This is a genomic window from Leptothrix cholodnii SP-6, assembly GCF_000019785.1.
Classification (GTDB): domain Bacteria; phylum Pseudomonadota; class Gammaproteobacteria; order Burkholderiales; family Burkholderiaceae_C; genus Sphaerotilus; species Sphaerotilus cholodnii.
In genome coordinates this window covers 2,177,194-2,193,625 of the sequence record NC_010524.1, presented here as the reverse complement: position 1 = coordinate 2,193,625, position 16,432 = coordinate 2,177,194, and the positions used below count along the sequence as shown (strand labels likewise).

At 69.3% G+C, this 16,432-nt stretch carries 13 protein-coding genes; 7 read left to right on the top strand and 6 right to left on the bottom strand.

From position 1 onward, the window contains the following. The first annotated feature begins 58 nt into the window (after positions 1–58). Positions 59–2,656 (top strand): ATP-dependent chaperone ClpB, encoded by a 2,598-nt coding sequence (clpB, locus tag LCHO_RS10130; protein ID WP_012347046.1) that lies wholly within the window; start codon positions 59–61, stop codon positions 2,654–2,656. Positions 2,657–2,716: 60 nt separating this feature from the next. On the opposite strand, the gene LCHO_RS10125 is transcribed toward clpB, so the two are convergent. After that, positions 2,717–3,958, bottom strand: a complete 1,242-nt coding sequence (locus tag LCHO_RS10125) for a hypothetical protein (protein WP_012347045.1) — start codon at positions 3,956–3,958, stop codon at positions 2,717–2,719. Positions 3,959–4,146: 188 nt separating this feature from the next. On the opposite strand from LCHO_RS10125, the gene nadB reads away from it, so the two are divergent. Beyond that, on the top strand, positions 4,147–5,772 hold the full coding sequence (gene nadB, locus LCHO_RS10120) for an L-aspartate oxidase (RefSeq protein WP_012347044.1): 1,626 nt from the start codon (positions 4,147–4,149) through the stop codon (positions 5,770–5,772). 7 nt (positions 5,773–5,779) lie between these two features. On the opposite strand, the gene LCHO_RS10115 is transcribed toward nadB, so the two are convergent. The 4 genes from LCHO_RS10115 to LCHO_RS22095 all read right to left on the bottom strand — a co-directional run bounded on the left by LCHO_RS10115 (position 5,780) and on the right by LCHO_RS22095 (position 10,068). Further along, positions 5,780–6,064 (bottom strand): late competence development ComFB family protein, encoded by a 285-nt coding sequence (locus LCHO_RS10115; protein ID WP_012347043.1) that lies wholly within the window; start codon positions 6,062–6,064, stop codon positions 5,780–5,782. A gap of 86 nt (positions 6,065–6,150) precedes the next feature. Next, positions 6,151–7,269 carry a quinolinate synthase NadA gene (gene nadA, locus LCHO_RS10110; RefSeq protein ID WP_012347042.1) on the bottom strand — a complete coding sequence of 373 codons (1,119 nt, stop codon included), beginning with the start codon at positions 7,267–7,269 and terminating at the stop codon, positions 6,151–6,153. A 97-nt stretch (positions 7,270–7,366) separates the two neighbouring features. Beyond that, entirely contained in the window at positions 7,367–8,635 is a 1,269-nt protein-coding gene (locus LCHO_RS10105; protein WP_012347041.1) for a hypothetical protein, read from the bottom strand. Between the two features lie 41 nt (positions 8,636–8,676). Continuing rightward, on the bottom strand, positions 8,677–10,068 hold the full coding sequence (locus tag LCHO_RS22095) for a roadblock/LC7 domain-containing protein (protein WP_012347040.1): 1,392 nt from the start codon (positions 10,066–10,068) through the stop codon (positions 8,677–8,679). Between the two features lie 215 nt (positions 10,069–10,283). Here LCHO_RS22095 and LCHO_RS10095 point away from each other — a divergent pair, with 215 nt between their 5' ends. From LCHO_RS10095 to LCHO_RS10075, 5 genes are all read left to right on the top strand, one after another. Continuing rightward, complete coding sequence (locus LCHO_RS10095) at positions 10,284–11,549, top strand: MFS transporter (RefSeq protein WP_012347039.1); 1,266 nt, start codon at positions 10,284–10,286, stop codon at positions 11,547–11,549. A 34-nt stretch (positions 11,550–11,583) separates the two neighbouring features. Continuing rightward, positions 11,584–12,108 carry a TlpA family protein disulfide reductase gene (locus LCHO_RS10090; RefSeq protein ID WP_012347038.1) on the top strand — a complete coding sequence of 175 codons (525 nt, stop codon included), beginning with the start codon at positions 11,584–11,586 and terminating at the stop codon, positions 12,106–12,108. 17 nt (positions 12,109–12,125) lie between these two features. Further along, a complete protein-coding gene (dsbD, locus tag LCHO_RS10085; protein ID WP_012347037.1) occupies positions 12,126–14,075 on the top strand; it encodes a protein-disulfide reductase DsbD in 1,950 nt (649 codons plus the stop codon). Between the two features lie 31 nt (positions 14,076–14,106). After that, on the top strand, positions 14,107–14,610 hold the full coding sequence (gene rraA, locus LCHO_RS10080; protein WP_012347036.1) for a ribonuclease E activity regulator RraA: 504 nt from the start codon (positions 14,107–14,109) through the stop codon (positions 14,608–14,610). 124 nt (positions 14,611–14,734) lie between these two features. Continuing rightward, the gene (locus LCHO_RS10075) at positions 14,735–15,601 is read left to right on the top strand and encodes an HDOD domain-containing protein (protein WP_012347035.1); all 867 of its coding nucleotides are present in this window, start codon (positions 14,735–14,737) and stop codon (positions 15,599–15,601) included. 33 nt (positions 15,602–15,634) lie between these two features. On the opposite strand, the gene serB is transcribed toward LCHO_RS10075, so the two are convergent. Further along, the gene (gene serB, locus LCHO_RS10070; protein WP_012347034.1) at positions 15,635–16,342 is read right to left on the bottom strand and encodes a phosphoserine phosphatase SerB; all 708 of its coding nucleotides are present in this window, start codon (positions 16,340–16,342) and stop codon (positions 15,635–15,637) included. Positions 16,343–16,432: the final 90 nt, after the last annotated feature.

Below are 16,432 nucleotides of genomic sequence, written 5' to 3'. Positions count from 1 at the left end.
CGGGCCTTGAAATGGGGCCATGCTGCCTAAGATTCTCTGCAACCCGGAGGATCTGCCCATGCGACTCGACAAGCTCACGACTGCTTTCCAACAAGCCCTGGCCGACGCGCAGAGCTTGGCCATCAACCGCGACAACCCCTACATCGAACCGGCCCACCTGTTGGCGGCGATGCTGGCGATGCAGGACGGCCCGAAGGCCTTGCTCGACCGCGCCGGCGCCAACACCGCGGCGCTGAAAACCGCGATGGACACGCTGATCAGGGGCCTGCCGCAGGTCGAGGGCAGCGGTCAGTCGGTGCAGCCGGGCCGTGATCTGCTCGCGCTGCTGCAGGCGGCTGAAAAGGATGCCGGCAAGCGCGGCGACCAGTTCGTCAGCAGCGAGCTGTTCCTGCTGGCGGTGGCCGACAGCAAGAGCGACATCGGCGGCGTGGTGCGTGGTCACGGCCTGACGCGCAAGGCGCTCGAGGCCGCGATCGACGCGGTGCGCGGTGGCGCCACGGTCGACAACGCCGAGGCCGAAGGCCAGCGCGAGGCGCTCAAGAAATACACGCTCGACCTGACCGAGCGCGCCCGCATGGGCAAGCTCGACCCGGTGATCGGCCGCGACGACGAGATCCGCCGCGCCATCCAGGTGCTGCAGCGCCGCAGCAAGAACAACCCGGTGCTGATCGGCGAGCCGGGTGTCGGCAAGACCGCGATCGTCGAGGGCCTGGCGCAGCGCATCGTCAACGGCGAGGTGCCCGAGAGCCTGAAGAACAAGCGCGTGCTGGTGCTCGACATGGCCGGGCTGCTGGCCGGCGCCAAGTACCGCGGCGAGTTCGAGGAGCGCCTGAAGGCGGTGCTCAAGGAAGTGGCCGCCGACGAGGGCCGCATCATCCTGTTCATCGACGAGCTGCACACGATGGTCGGCGCCGGCAAGGCCGAGGGCGCGATCGACGCCGGCAACATGCTCAAGCCCGCGCTGGCGCGTGGCGAGCTGCACTGCATCGGCGCGACCACGCTCAACGAATACCGCAAGTACGTCGAGAAGGACGCCGCGCTGGAGCGGCGTTTCCAGAAGGTGCTGGTCGACGAACCGAGCGTGGAGGCCACGGTCGCCATCCTGCGCGGCCTGCAGGAAAAGTACGAGGTGCACCACGGCGTGCAGATCACCGACCCGGCCATCATCGCCGCGGCCGAGCTGAGCCACCGCTACGTCACCGACCGCTTCCTGCCCGACAAGGCGATCGACCTGATCGACGAGGCGGCGGCCAAGATCAAGATCGAGATGGACTCCAAGCCGGAGTCGATGGACAAGCTCGATCGCCGGCTGATCCAGCTCAAGATCGAGCGCGAGGCGGTGCGCAAGGAGAAGGACGAAGGTTCGGTGCGCCGCTTCGGCCTGATCGAGGAAGAGATCGCCAAGCTCGAACGCGAAGCGGCCGATCTGGAGGAGATCTGGAAGGCTGAAAAGGCCGCCGCGCAGGGTTCCAAGCAGTTCATGGAAGAGATCGAGAGCGCGCGCCTGCAGATCGAGGAGTTCAAGCGCAAGGGCGATTTCAACCGCGTGGCCGAGTTGCAGTACGGCAAGCTGCCCGAGCTGGAAAAGAAGCTGCACGACGCCCAGGCCAAGGAGGCCGGCAAGGCCAAGGGCGGTCAGGGCCCGCAACTGCTGCGCACGGTGGTGGGCGCCGAGGAGATCGCCGAGGTGGTGTCGCGTGCCACCGGCATCCCGGTGGCCAAGCTGATGCAGGGCGAGCGCGACAAGCTGCTGCAGATGGAAGGCAAGCTGCACGACCGCGTGGTCGGCCAGAGCGAGGCGATCATCGCGGTGAGCAACGCGATCCGGCGTTCACGCGCCGGCTTGAGCGACCCGAACCGGCCGCTCGGCAGCTTCCTGTTCCTGGGGCCCACCGGCGTCGGCAAGACCGAGCTGTGCAAGGCGCTGGCGGGTTTCCTGTTCGACAGCGACGACCACATGATCCGCATCGACATGAGCGAGTTCATGGAGAAGCACTCGGTGAGCCGGCTGATCGGCGCGCCCCCGGGTTACGTCGGTTATGACGAAGGCGGCTACCTGACCGAGGCGGTGCGCCGCAAGCCTTACAGCGTGCTGCTGCTCGACGAGGTCGAGAAGGCGCATCCGGACGTCTTCAACGTGCTGCTGCAGGTGCTCGACGACGGCCGCCTGACCGACGGGCAGGGCCGCACGGTCGACTTCAAGAACACCGTGATCGTGATGACCAGCAACCTGGGCTCGCACCAGATCATGCAGATGGCCGGGCAGGACACCGAGCTGATCCGCGAGGCGGTGTGGGCCGAGGTCAAGCAGCATTTCCGCCCGGAGTTCCTGAACCGCATCGACGAGGCGGTGGTGTTCCATGCGCTCGACCAGAAGCACATCGAGGCGATCGCGCAGATCCAGCTGAAGGCGCTGGCGGCGCGGCTGGGCAAGATGGAGATGACGCTGGAGGTCTCGCCCGAGGCGCTGGCCGAGCTGGCGAAGGTCGGCTTCGATCCGGTGTTCGGCGCGCGGCCGCTCAAGCGGGCGATCCAGCAGCGCATCGAGAACCCGGTCGCCAAGCTGATCCTGGAGGGCCGCTTCGGCCCGAAGGACGTGGTGCCGGTCAACGTCGGCGCCACCGGCGACTTCGAGTTCGGCCGCACGGTGCACTGACGTTGCGAAGCCGGGGTGGCGAGAGGCTGCCCCGGTCTCGTTTCGGGCTTGAGCCCGGTATCAGATCACCGGGCTGCGGGGCAGGGCGGCATCGAGCGCCATCAGGCGCGGGCGCAGCTGGGGCCAGTCGGCCTTGGTCGGCATGAATATGACGTGGATCGCCAGCCCCGGCTGGGCGTGCAGCGAGCGCAGGCCCTGGGCCTTGAGGCCGCCCATCAGCAAGATCTCGTCGGCCGGCCCGTCGATGCCCAGCTGCTTGCGGCTGGCGGCGGCCGCGGCCATCAGCAGCGTGCCGCGCCGGGCCAGATCGGCCGGCGTCGGATGGGTCCCGGCGTGGGCGAGCACCCGGCTGGTGGCGAGCTCGAATATGCAGACGTCCTGGATGCCCGGCAGCGCCGCGGCCTCCTGCACGAAGCGTTCGAGCGGTTTCGGGCGCGGCGCGATGGCCCGGTTGTCGGGCATCGGCTGGGCGCTCTCGCGAGCGGGTGCCAGCGCTTCGAGCAAGGCGAGGTTCTGCCCGTCGGGGTTCTGCGTGGTCTGGATCTGGTTCCAGGTGGCACTCAGGAAGGCCCAGGCCTCGGCCGGTCGGCTGACCATCGGCGCCAGGCGGGTCTGGACGCCGGCGCCTGCGGTCAGGCCGCCGGCCACCGCCTTGAGCGCGATCGCGGTGCCGGGCGCCAGCGGCATCAGCTGCAGGTGCGGGCAGCGCCAGCTGGTGCTGAACAGCAACTCGCGCAGCGGCTGCAACTGCTCGGGTACCGCATGGGCAGGCAGGTCGCCCATCATCACGACCGACAGGGTGGCGCGGCTGAGCAGCACGCGCGTGATCGCCTGGCGCGAGTGGGTGTCGGTGTCGGCATCGGTGCCGTAGAGGCGGATCAACTGCTGGTTGGCCGCCACGCAGTCGACGAACTCGATGCTCGCCAGCGTGGTGCCGTAACCCTGGCGCCTGACCACCAGACGCTGGACCGGCCGGCCGGCCGCCGCCGCGACCGCGTGCAGCAGATGGCTCGAGGCATGGCAGGCGAGGTCGTGCAGGGCGATGTAAGCCGGCTGAAGGTGCTCGAACTGCTGCTGAAGGGCCTCGCCCACTTCGCAGGAAACAAACAACTCACGGATGTGATTGCCCACCGCGCGGCCGATGTCCGGCCGCTCGCCCAGGTACTCCCCCGGGCTGCGCTGGATGAGCGTGGCAACCTGGCTGTCGATTCCGGATAACTGTCCGGCCAGACTGGCCGGCGGGTGGCTGTCCGTACCCCGCGGTGACGCTCGACCGGCCAATGCCTCGATCGATGAGTTCATGCCTAACCTCCAAACCCGAGCAGGGCATTCCGGGGTATCGTGGACAGGCGGCAATGCGATTTCACAATCAGAATGGCGCCGCGTGCATTTGTTTACACTCATCCTATCATTCGCGCCCGAGTTCCCGCGCATGCCGACCGGCGGCGCGTTCGCCTGATGTGATTCAGCACGGGCCGCAACTCAAATACATGACTTCATCTCAGCATTCGGATAATTTGCCGGTGGTTATCGTCGGCGCGGGTTTGGCGGGACTCACCGTGGCCTTGCAACTGGCGCAACAGGCGCGCCCGGTGATCGTTCTCGCCAAACGCAACCTCGAGGAAGGAGCCACCGCCTGGGCTCAGGGCGGCATCGTCGGCGTCCTGGGCGGTGACGACAGCATCGACAGTCATGTGCGCGACACCCAGGATGCCGGCGCCGGCCTCGTCGACGAGCACACGGCCCGTTTCATCGCCGAGCGCAGCGCCGACGCGGTGGCCTGGCTGGTCGATCGCGGCGTGCCCTTTTCGGCCGACCCCAGCGGCCCGCTCGGCCTGCACCTGACGCGCGAGGGGGGCCACGCGGTGCGTCGCATCGCCCATGCGGCCGACGCCACCGGCAAGGCGATCCACGACGCGCTGCTCGCCGAGGTGGCCCGCCACCCGAACATCTCGCTGCGCGAACGCTGGATGGCGGTCGACATCGTCACCTCGCGCCAGATCAAGCGCGACGAGGCGCCGCGCTGTTATGGCATCTATGCGCTCGACATCGACAGCCAGCGGGTCGAGACACTCGATGCCAGCGCCGTGGTGCTGGCCAGCGGCGGTGCGGGCAAGGTCTACCGCTACACCACCAACCCGGACACCTCCACCGGCGACGGCATCGCGATGGCCTGGCGCGCGGGCTGCCGGGTCGGCAACATGGAGTTCATCCAGTTCCATCCGACCTGCCTGTACCACCCGCAGGATCGCAGCTTCCTGATCACCGAGGCCTTGCGCGGCGAGGGTGGCGTGCTCAAGCTGCCCGACGGCACGCGGTTCATGCCCGCGCACGACCCCCGCGCCGAGCTGGCACCGCGCGACGTGGTCGCCCGGGCGATCGACTTCGAGATGAAGCGACACGGCGTCGACCACGTCTGGCTGGACGCCACCCACCTCGGCGAAGAGTTCCTGAAGGAGCACTTCCCGACCATCCACGCCCGCTGCCTGGCGCTGGGCATCGACATCGCGCGCCAGCCGATCCCGGTGGTTCCGGCGGCCCACTACACCTGTGGCGGCGTGGTCACCGACCTCAACGGCCGCACCGATCTGCCCGGTCTGTACGCGGTGGGCGAGGCCACCTACACCGGTCTGCACGGCGCCAATCGCCTGGCCAGCAATTCACTGCTCGAGTGCGTGGTGCTGGGCCGCAGCTGCGCCGAAAACATCATCGCGCGTGGCACCGAAACCCGGCCGGCACTGCCGGCCTGGGACGAAAGCCAGGTGGAGAACGCCGACGAGCAGGTGGTGATCTCGCACAACTGGGACGAGCTGCGCCTGCTGATGTGGAACTACGTCGGCATCGTGCGCACCACGCGCCGGCTCGAGCGCGCACTGCATCGCATCGAGTTCCTGCGCAGCGAGATCGACGACTACTACGCCAACTTCCGGGTCAACCGCGACCTGCTGGAGTTGCGCAACCTGGTCGATTGCGCCGAGCTGATCGTGCGCTCCGCGCTGATGCGGCATGAAAGCCGCGGGCTGCATTACAGCCGCGACTTCCCGGACACGCTGCCGGTGAGCTTCCCGACCATCCTGGTGCGCGAGGCCAAGCGCCGGCCGATGCACGGCGCCTGAGACCGGCTCAGCGCCGGGCTCGCATGGCGATGCGGGCCTGCACGAACTCGAAGGCGAAGCTGACCGCTTCGTTGATCGTCTGGTCCATCGACAGGCGCTCCTTTTCGGTCAGGTAGAACGCCAGGTCGACGGTGTGCCGGATGTAGCGCGCGCCCAGCCGGTTCAGGGCCACGCATGCGACGTCGGGCAGGGCGTCCTCGTCCAGATACGGATAGGTGGCGGCCAGGCGCGCAACCGCGTCGAACACCGGGCGTTCGTAATGGTTGTGGACGGAGCTGAAATCTGCGTTCATGGTCGTTCGTGCCCGCGGTCGGTGGTGCTGACGCAGATATCGGCGCCCTGGCGCCGGACTTGATCGATCACGCCGCCGGGCCCCGATCAGGCCGCGCCGATGCCGGGCACCAGCCCCTGCGCGGGCTGGCGTGTCGCGTTCGGATTGGCGGCCACGAAGTCGAGCATGCGGTTGATGCAGCCCTCGGCCTTGACGCGCACCGGTTCGTCGACGAACACCTCGCCCTGGCCCTGGCCCTGCTCGAGGCAGTCGATCACGCCCTGCAGCGCGTTCATCGCCATCCAGGGGCAATGCGCGCAGCTCTTGCAGGTGGCGCTGTTGCCGGCGGTCGGTGCCTCGAACAGCTTCTTGTGCGGCGCCGCCTGGCGCATGCGGTGGAACATGCCGTTGTCGGTCGCCACGATGAACTCCTGCGCGTCGAGTTCGGTCACGGCGCGCAGCAGTTGGGCGGTCGAGCCCACCACGTCGGCCTGCTCGACCACGTTGCGCGGCGATTCCGGGTGCACCAGCACCTTGGCGTTCGGGTGCTCGCGGCGCAGCAACTCCAGCTCGATGCCCCGGAACTCGTCGTGCACGATGCAGGCGCCGTTCCACATCAGCATGTCGGCGCCGCTCTGGCGCTGCACGTAGCTGCCGAGGTGGCGGTCGGGCGCCCAGAGGATCTTCTGGCCTTGCTCATGCAGGTGACGCACGATCGGCAGCGCACACGAGCTCGTCACCATCCAGTCGGCGCGCGCCTTCACGGCCGCGCTGGTGTTGGCGTAGACCACCACCGTGCGGTCCGGATGGGCGTCGCAGAAGGCCGCGAACGAGTCGGCCGGGCAGCCGAGATCGAGCGAGCAGGTGGCGTCGAGATCGGGCATCAGCACGCGCTTGTGCGGCGACAGGATCTTGGCGCTCTCGCCCATGAAACGCACGCCCGCGACGATCAGCGTCTGCGCGGCATGGTCACGGCCGAAGCGCGCCATCTCGAGCGAATCGGAGACGCAGCCACCGGTCTCCATCGCCAGATCCTGCAGGTCGCCGTCGACGTAGTAGTGCGCCACCAGCACGGCGCGGTGCTGCGCCAGCAGGTCACGGGCACGCTGCTTGAGCGCATCGCGCTGCGTCGGGCTGAGCGGAACCGGAACCTTGGCCCAGGCGTGGGCGATGCAGGTCGCGCCGCTGGCGTCCTGCTCGGTGTAGTCGAAAAGCGCGGTCGTCATGGTCGGTAGATGCGAACGGAAACGGATCGCGCATGCTAGCCCAGCCGCCTGTGTCGGCCGGCGTCAGGGTGACGCCCCGCGCGCCGGGCGCCGGTGTTCAGTCGAGGTGGTTGCGGGCGATCGCCAGATGCCAGCGCGACTGGGCCGGGTCCCCGAACTCGCGGTCGACCACGGCGATCAGCAGCAGTTCCGGCTGCGACTTCAGCGGCAGCACCAGATTCAGGTGTCCGCCGGCGTTCCAGCTCAGTTCTTCGAGCGCGGGGTCCGACATCGTGTCGCGGTAGGCGCTCCAGAGGCGGCAGGCTGCGGCCGCGCTGTCTTGCAGCAGATCCGCCTGGCCTTGTCGGGCCAGCACGGTGCCGTCACGGCCGTCGACCAGGGCGCAGCCGCAGACACCGGGTGCTGCGCTCGCCAGTGACAAGGCCATCGCGCTGACGGCGTCGGCGGGCGTGCCGGTTCGGGTCGCGGGTCTTTCCGTGGTCGCCACCGCCATGCCGCCGGGCAACAGGGCCTGGCCATGACTGCCGTGGTGCCGGCTGCCTGCGCTGCGGGGGGCGGGGCTCGAAGTCGGTCCGGCCGGACGTTGTGCGGCCATCGGTGAACGCGGGGTCTTGCTGCGATTCAATGGGATCTCCTGCGGATCTGCGGACGGCGTGCCGGTGCCCAGGGCCGTGACCTGTTCGATCAGCTGGCCGGACCAGCCCGCGGCATTGCTCCTGAACAGCTCGAGCACATGGATGCGCAAACCCGCCGGCCAGCTCAGGCGGCGCAGACGCTGTGCCCGGCTGGGTTTGTCGGTGGGCGACACGAGCAGCAGCGGCGGACCGTCCCATTCGTTGTCGGGCAACTGGGCGCGCACGTGGCGAGCCAGTTCGGAGTCGAGCGCGCTGCCGGCCAGGATGATCGCGCGGCTCGCCTGCGCCAGCAGGGACAGCGCCAGGCGCATCGCGACCGGCTCGTCGGGCGCGGCGCGCAGCAGCATCACGCCGACGCTGCCGGGCTCGGGCCGGAACAAGGTGTGTTCGATGATCAGCAGCGGCTCGGCCATGCCTTCGCGGCGCAGGCGCACCTCGGTCAGCTCACCCGAACCGAGTGCTGCCAGCGCATGCATCGAAAACCCGGTCCAGTTGCGGCCCGGATCCCAGAGCACCACGATCTGTTCGGGCGGCGCGCTGCCGCGCCGGAACAGCAAGGCCACCTGCGGCGCGGTGGGCGATTCGTCGGTGGTGCGCAGTTCCCGGGTGTGGCGCTGCACGTTGTGCATCACCTCGGACGGCACGCTGACGCTGCTTTGCCAGGGGTCGTCGTCGCCGCGATTTGGCTTGGGCAGGTCGACGGCCCCGGAAGACGGAGTTGCTGAAGACATGGATCGGGCTGTGCCGGCGCGGGTGGGGGTGCGGCAGTGGCTCAGTTGAGCACCTGCTGGGCCTCCATGATGCGAAAGCGTGTCATGGCCAGGTTGCTGCGCAGCTTGTCGAGCACGGCCAGGATGAAGTAGTCGGGATGGGCCTGCAGCGTGCGCAGGATGTGATAGCGGCTGCCGGCCGTCACCAGGACCTCGTCGACCGGATCGTTCGGACGCGCATGGCCGAGCTGGCGCAGCGTGCGGCGATGCACGCGCAGCACTTCGCTGGCGGCCAGGGCGGCGCGGTCGATGTCGGGGCCACGTCCTTCGCTGGCCACCACCTGGCCGGTGTTGACGTCGACCAGAACGGCATAGATCAGGCCATCGAGCAGCATCAGCTCGTGCAGCACCACGCTGGCGCGCTGGTGGTCGGGCGGGCGCCGAGCGCCGTCCTGCCCGAAGGTCGAATCGCCCGGGCTCTGGCCCGGATAGGCCGAGGTTGCCGACGGGTAGCCCGCGTTGGCCACCAGCACCGTGGTGGTGTTGTTGGTGTGCACGCTGTCGCTGTGCGGGGCCGGGCTGAGGCCGGGCGGATGGGTCGGCGCGAACGCCGCGGCCACGCCGAAGGTGCTCGGGCCGGCATCGGCGCGCGGCGACGTCATCGCGCCGAACGGATTGCTGGTCGCGTTCGCCGCGGCCGGCGTGCCGTCGGCCTGCAGGTTGTTCCAGTAGGCCAGCAACTTGTTCCAGACCGCGCTGGCACTGGTGAGCGGCTCGGCGAGCGTGCTGACCTTCATGCCCGCGGGCCACTTCATGCCCTCGATCTTGTTGGCGATCCAGACCGCGCCCACCGGCAGCATGAACAGCAGGCGCGGGCAGCGCCAGGTGTCGCTGGCCATCGCGGCGCGCAGGTTGGTCAGCATCTCGTCGATCGCCGACGGCGGCAGCGGGCCGACGATGACGGCGGTCAGGTCCGAGCGCTCCATCAGCGCGATCGGGATCGAGGCGACATCGGCGCCTTGCGTGCGCACGTCGGCGTGATAGACCTTGAGCGTGTCGTCGAGCCGGCGCGGCAGCGTCGTGCGCTCGATCATCGCCAGCGTCGCGAGCGTGGTCTGGTCGCGCAGGTGCAGGCGCTCGACCGGCTGACCGCTGGCGTCGGCCAGCGCCTTGATGACCGACACCGCCCACATCTGCGCCGGGTCGAACAGCGTGATGACACGCTGGTCGGCGCCGTGTTCTTCACGCGTGCTCGCGAAGTGCGCCCGCATCGCCTGCGCGGGCGAGCCGGTGACGAACAGGTCGCGCACATGGCGATCGACGATCTGGCCGTGATCGTTGACCTCGCCGGTCACCGATTCAAGGATGGCCGTGGCCGCGAAATCGCGCTCGGCCTCGCGCCGGTCAGCGGGCTCGCGCAGCGGTGCCAAATCCCCAAACAGGCTTTTCAGCATCATTACCTCATCGTGATGTTCGAACTGGATTTTCTCGGCGGTGACCGCGTCGACAAACTGACCCGGTTGCCTTCATGCGCTACTTTAGTCGTAGCCGGTGTCACGCCTGGAAACAGGTGGAAACATGATCACGCGGGACTTCCCGCAGATCGGCGCCGAACGACCCGGCAGGCCACGCCCTCACAGGCCGTGCGCACGGGTTCTATCATTCCCCGATGCACACTCAGTCAGAACCGCAACCGGCCTCGCTCCGGCAAGACGCCCGCACCATCGGCCTGGTCGGGCTGGTGCACGGCACCTCGCACTTCTTTCATCTGCTGCTGCCACCGCTTTTCCCGTTTTTCATCAGCGAGTTCGGGCTGAGTTATTCGCAGCTGGGTTTGCTGGTGACGGTCTTTTTCGTCATCTCGGGCGTCGGCCAGGCACTGTCGGGGTTTGTGGTCGACCGCATCGGCGCGCGCCCGGTGCTGATCGCGGCGCTGTGCTGTTTCGTGCTGGCCGCGCTCAGTGCGGCGGGCGCCCGGGGTTATGCGGGACTGATGGCGGCGTCGGCGCTGGCCGGGCTCGGCAATGCGCCGTTTCACCCGGCCGACTTCACGATACTCAACCGCCGGGTCAGCCCGGCGCGCCTGGGCCATGCCTATTCGGTGCACGGCATCAGCGGCAATCTGGGCTGGGCGGTGTCACCGCTGTTCACCGCCGGTCTGGTCAGCTTGACCGGATCGATCCGCATCGCCTACCTCGGCGTCGCCGCGCTTGCGGTGGTGGTTCTGGCCATCGTCCTGCTGTCGCGTGACAGCCTGAACGACCGGGCGCCCGGTGCCCCGGCGGCCACGGGCACCGGCCACGGCAGTCCGGGCGCCGGCAAACCGGAGCACGTGCTGGCCTTCCTGCGGCTGCCGTCGATCTGGCTGTGCTTCTCTTTCCTGTTCTTCACCACCTGCGCACTCAGCGCGATCCAGAGCTTTGCCAGCCCGGCGCTGCATCAACTGCACGACCTGCCGCTCACCTGGTCGGGGCTGGTCGTCAGCGGCTACATGGTCTGCGGCGCGATCGGCATGGTCGCCGGCGGCTTCTTGTTGACCCGTTTCAGCAAACTCGAACCTTTGATCGCCGTGACGCTGGTATTTTCCGGGTTGCTGCTGCTGCTGGCTGTCACGCCCTGGGTTTCCGGCCTGACGGCGCTGGCGCTGGTGTCGCTGGCCGGCCTGGGCACCGGTCTGGCCGGCCCCTCGCGGGACATGCTGATCCGCCGAGCCGCACCGCCCGGTGCGTCAGGGCGCGTCTACGGCCTGGTCTATTCGGGACTCGACCTCGGCTTTGCGTTGTCGGCGCCGGTCTTCGGCCATCTGCTCGATGCCGGCCAGGCGGCGGCGATCTTCGAAGGATCGGCGCTCGCCTTGCTCGCTGCGGTCATGTCGGCGGCGCTGGTCGGCCGATCGTTGACGGCACGGGTCGCGGCACCCACCCGGACGGCTTGACCGCCACACACTCCCAATGAACGAAGGACGCTCGATGTTTGTCTCTTGCCTTGAATCGACCTTGCGGCTGGGCCGTGCGGCCTTGTGCGCGGCCGGCCTCGCGACGGCCGTGGCGGCACACGCGGTCGACGTGGGCCAGCCCGCACCGGCAGTGAAACTGGCCGGCGTGCAGGGCACGGTCGACCTCGCCGCCTTGCGCGGCCAGGTGGTCTACCTCGACTTCTGGGCATCCTGGTGCGGGCCTTGCCGGGTCAGCTTTCCGTGGATGAACCAGATGCAGGCCAGGTACGGCGCACGCGGCCTGCAGGTCGTCGGCGTCAGCGTCGACGCCAAGCGCGAAGACGCCGACAAGTTCCTGGCCCAATTGCCGGCGAATTTCCTGATCGCCTTCGACCCCGCCGGCGACACGCCCAAGCGCTACGCCATCAAGGGCATGCCGACGGCGGTGCTGATCGGCGCCGATGGCCAGGTGCTGCACCGCCACAGCGGTTTCCGCGAAAACGACCAGCAGGGACTCGAAGCCGCGATCGTCGCCGCCCTGAAACAGGCCGGGCGCTGAAAAGCGACAATCGCAGCATGATCGTTTCCACTTATCCGGCGCTGCGGACGCGGTGCCTCTCGCGGCTCGCACGTGTGCGCCAGGACCTCCTCGTGCCGCTGTTGCTGATGCTGTCGGTGCTGCTCGGCGGTTGGCCGGCGGCCGCTGCGGCGGCTGACGAGTTTCTCGAGCCCGACCAGGCCTTCAAGCTCAGCGCCCGCAGCCCCGACGGCGCCAGCATCGAGCTGCGCTACGAAGTCGCGCCCGGTTACTACCTCTACCGCGAGCGCTTCGCGGTCGAAGCGGCGCCGACCGGCGTGAAGCTGGGCGAGGTGCTCTATCCGCCGGGCAAGATCAAGTTCGACGAAACCTTCCAGAAGGACGTCGAGAGCTACCGCGACACCTTGCTCGTGTCGGTTCCGGTGCTGGCCGGTCCGGCGCAGTTCAAGCTGGCCGTCACCAGCCAGGGCTGCGCCGATGCGGGCCTGTGCTACCCGCCGCGCCAGCAGGTGCTGAAGGTGCAGATCGATGGTGGCGCCGTCCGCCAGGTCGAGTTGATGGCCGAAGAGGCCGGCCTGGCCTGGCAGCCGGCCCCCTCCGAACTGCTGACGATCACCGCCCAGCGTGTTGCCACCCGCCCGGCCGCAGCGTCGCCCGACAGCGCCACCGCGGCGCTGCAATCGGGCAGCCTCTGGACGATCGCGGGCGTGTTCCTGCTCGCCGGCGTGCTGCTGTCGTTCACGCCCTGCGTGCTGCCGATGGTGCCGATCCTGTCGTCGATCATCGTCGGCCAGGGCGGGCCGGTGTCGCGCTGGCGCGGGCTCGGGCTGTCGGTCAGCTACTCGCTCGGCATGGCGCTGGTCTACACGCTGTTCGGCGTGGCCGCCGGCTTGGCCGGCGAGGGACTGGCCGCCGCGCTGCAGAACCCCTGGGTGCTGGGCGCCTTCGCGCTGCTGCTGGTGGGGCTGTCGCTGTCGATGTTCGGCTACTACGAGCTGGCGCTGCCGCACGCGCTGCAAAGCCGGCTGGCCCAGGTCTCGAGCGGCTTCCAGGGCGGCCAGCACCTGGGCGTGTTCGCGATGGGCGGGATCTCCGCCCTGATCGTCGGGCCGTGCGTGGCCGCGCCGCTGGCCGGCGCGCTGGTCTACATCAGCCAGACCCGCGACGTGCTGCTGGGCGCCGTGGCGCTGTTCGCGATGGCCTGCGGCATGAGCCTGCCGCTGCTGCTGGTGGGCGTGTCGGCCGGGTCGCTGCTGCCGCACTCGGGGGCGTGGATGGAGTCGGTCAAGCGCTTCTTCGGCGTGCTGCTGATCGCGGTGGCGCTGTGGATGGTCACGCCGGTGCTGCCGGTCTGGCTCATGATGGCCGCCTGGGGCAGCCTGATGCTGGTGAGCGCGTCCTACCTCGGGCTGCTCGAGCCGCTGGCGCCGACGGCCCGCCGGTCGGCCCACCTGGGCAAGGGGCTGGCGCTGGTGCTGGCCATCGGCGGCGCGGCGCAATGGCTGGGCATGCTCTCGGGCGGGCGTTCGCTGCTGCAGCCGCTCTCGCACCTCGTCAGCTCGGTCAGCACCGACGCGCGGGGCGCCGTGCTGGCCGACGGCAGCGGTCGGTCTTCGCCGACCCAGGCGGGCGAGGTGCATTTCCAGCGCGTCAAGTCGGTGGCCGAACTCGACGCCCTGCTGCTCACCGCCGGCAAGCCGGTGATGCTCGACTTCTATGCCGACTGGTGCGTCTCGTGCAAGGAGTTCGAGCAGTTCACCTTCCGTGACCCGCAGGTCCAGGCCAAGCTGGCCGGCGCGGTGCTGGTGCAGGCTGACGTGACCGCCAACGACGCCGACGACCGCGCCCTGCTCAAGCGCTTCCAGCTGTTCGGCCCGCCCGGCATCATCTTCTTCGACCCGCAAGGGCGCGAGCAGGCCGGAGCGCGCGTGATCGGCTACCAGAACGCCGAGCAGTTCCTGCGCAGCCTGCAGACCGCCGGCCTGTGACCCTCTTCCTCGAACACTCACCCTTCCGCCGATGAACTCCGCCATCTCGTCCCCAGCCACCTGCGACCTCTGCGATGCCCACAAGAACGACAGCGACGGTGACTTCCGCGTGCTGCCGCCGGTGTTCCGAGACTTCGGCGCGCGCAGCGCCTTCAGCGGCCGGGTGGTGACGGTCAAGTGCCACGAGGACAACAGCCACTTCAAGGCCGCCGTCGAGTCGCCGGGCCTGGGCCGCGTGCTGGTGGTCGACGGCGGCGGCTCGCTGCGCCGCGCCCTGCTCGGTGGCAACCTGGGCGCCGCCGCGGCGCGCAACGGCTGGGCCGGCCTGGTGATCGACGGCTGCGTGCGCGATGTCGCCGAGCTGGCGGTCAGCGAGGTCGGCATCCGCGCGCTGGCTGCGATGCCGCTGCCGACCGACCGGCGAGGCGTCGGCCAGACCGACGTCGCCGTGCAGATCCAGGGCGTCTGGGTGCGCCCGGGCGACTGGCTGGCCGCCGACGCCGACGGCATCGTCGTCATGAGCCAGCCCGACTGACCACCGACCGGACCGGCTCACATCGGATCACGGTTTGCCCCTCAATTTCGACGACGCCGCGCCGAAACGAAGGGGTGAGGCCGTCAGCTCGCCCCGAGCGGCCCGCACGTCGTGGATCCGTGACATGTCACTGCCTGAACTTGCCGTCCCGCCGGTCGACACCGGACAACTCGCCACGCTGGTGCGCGACATCGGCATCCCGCCGCGACCGCAGCTGCTCGAGCGCCTGCACACCGAACTGCTGCGCGACGAGCCGCGCCAGGACATGCTGGTGCAGCTGGCCTCCTACGACGTGGCGGTGGCCGCCGCGCTGCTGAAGGTGGCCAACGCGCGCTGGCCCGGCGTGCCTCGCGCCGCCGGCACGCTGCGCCGGGCGTTCGAGCAATTGGGCAATCAGCGCTGCATCGCCATCCTCAGCGCGCTGGTGCTGCGCAAGGTGCTGCCGGTGCGCGGCCCGAGCCTGGAGCGGTTCTGGGACGTGGCGCATCGCCGCAGCCTGGCGATGAGCTGGCTGGCGCGCCAGCACGGCGTGATCGAGCCCGACGTGGCGCACACCTTCGGGTTGTTCTGCGACGTCGGCATCGCGGTGCTGATCCAGCGTTTCGAGCAGCCCAGCTACCGCGTCACGCTGGCCGAGGCCAACCTCGGCCGGCGCCCGTTCACCGAGGTCGAGAACGCCCGGCACGGCACCGATCACGCGGTGGTCGGCGCGGCGCTGGCGCACAGCTGGGGCGTCAGCGCCGAGATCGTCGAGGCGGTGCGCCTGCACCACGACTACCGCGTCTTCGCCAACCCCGCGACCCCGCGGCTGCGCCACCTGATCGCGCTGGCGCTGCTGGCCGAGCGCTTCCTGCAGCGCCAGCAAGGCCGCAACCGGCACGGCGAGTGGGAGCGCGGCGGCGCCCAGGCGCTGCTGGCACTGGGCGTCAACGCGCGTGAGTTCGACGTCTGGTGCGACGAACTGCAGACCCTGCTCGAACTGGATTTCTGAACCCGGCGCCGCCATCGCGGCACCGCAACGAACTCAGGCCAGCAGTTCGAGCAGGCGGTCGAGCCCACCCTCGTTGATTGCCACCATCGCCTGCTCGCGCACCCGCGGCTTGGCGTGATAGGCCACCGACAGGCCGGCCACCGCCATCATCGGCAGGTCGTTGGCGCCGTCGCCCATCGCGATCGCCCGGCTCGGCTCGATGCCCAGATCGGCGCAAGTGGCCAGCAGCATGCGGCGCTTCTCGTCGCCGTCGCAGATGTCGCCCCAAGGCTGGTCGACCATGCGCCCGGTCAGCTGGCCGTCGGCCACTTCGAGCACGTTGCTGCGCGTGAAGTCGAGGCCGAGGCGATCGCGCACCCGGTCGGTGAAGAAGGTGAAGCCGCCCGACACCAGCAGCGTCTTCAGGCCCGCGGCCTGGCAGGCGCGCACCAGGGCCTCGGCGCCGGGGTTGAGCTGCAGGCGCTGGCTGAACACCTGCTCGAGCGCCGCCACCGGCACGCCGGCCAGCAGCGCCACGCGCTGGCGCAGGCTTTCCTTGTAGTCGGCGATCTCGCCGCGCATGGCGGCCTCGGTGATGGCCGACACCTCGGCCTTGCGGCCGGCGGCGTCGGCGATCTCGTCAACGCATTCGATGTTGATCAGCGTCGAATCCATGTCGAAGGCGATCAGGCGGAAGTTCGCCAGCGCCAGGGGCGGCGTGAAACCCTGGATCACCAGGCCGGAGGCAAATTCTTGAGGCATCTGCAGGGGCCGGCCGAGCCGGTCGTGTGCGTGAATGGAAAGGCGGCAATGCTAACGATGCCGTGCCGCCGGCGGGCACGCGGCCCTGTG

Coding starts and splice junctions, on each gene's coding strand:
- nadB (WP_012347044.1), top strand. CDS start 4,147: ATGACTTCATCTCAGCATTCGGATAATTTGCCGGTGGTTATCGTCGGC.
- LCHO_RS22095 (WP_012347040.1), bottom strand. CDS start 10,068: ATGCTGAAAAGCCTGTTTGGGGATTTGGCACCGCTGCGCGAGCCCGCT.
- LCHO_RS10090 (WP_012347038.1), top strand. CDS start 11,584: ATGTTTGTCTCTTGCCTTGAATCGACCTTGCGGCTGGGCCGTGCGGCC.
- LCHO_RS10115 (WP_012347043.1), bottom strand. CDS start 6,064: ATGAACGCAGATTTCAGCTCCGTCCACAACCATTACGAACGCCCGGTG.
- LCHO_RS10095 (WP_012347039.1), top strand. CDS start 10,284: ATGCACACTCAGTCAGAACCGCAACCGGCCTCGCTCCGGCAAGACGCC.
- clpB (WP_012347046.1), top strand. CDS start 59: ATGCGACTCGACAAGCTCACGACTGCTTTCCAACAAGCCCTGGCCGAC.
- rraA (WP_012347036.1), top strand. CDS start 14,107: ATGAACTCCGCCATCTCGTCCCCAGCCACCTGCGACCTCTGCGATGCC.
- LCHO_RS10075 (WP_012347035.1), top strand. CDS start 14,735: ATGTCACTGCCTGAACTTGCCGTCCCGCCGGTCGACACCGGACAACTC.
- nadA (WP_012347042.1), bottom strand. CDS start 7,269: ATGACGACCGCGCTTTTCGACTACACCGAGCAGGACGCCAGCGGCGCG.
- serB (WP_012347034.1), bottom strand. CDS start 16,342: ATGCCTCAAGAATTTGCCTCCGGCCTGGTGATCCAGGGTTTCACGCCG.
- dsbD (WP_012347037.1), top strand. CDS start 12,126: ATGATCGTTTCCACTTATCCGGCGCTGCGGACGCGGTGCCTCTCGCGG.
- LCHO_RS10125 (WP_012347045.1), bottom strand. CDS start 3,958: ATGAACTCATCGATCGAGGCATTGGCCGGTCGAGCGTCACCGCGGGGT.
- LCHO_RS10105 (WP_012347041.1), bottom strand. CDS start 8,635: ATGTCTTCAGCAACTCCGTCTTCCGGGGCCGTCGACCTGCCCAAGCCA.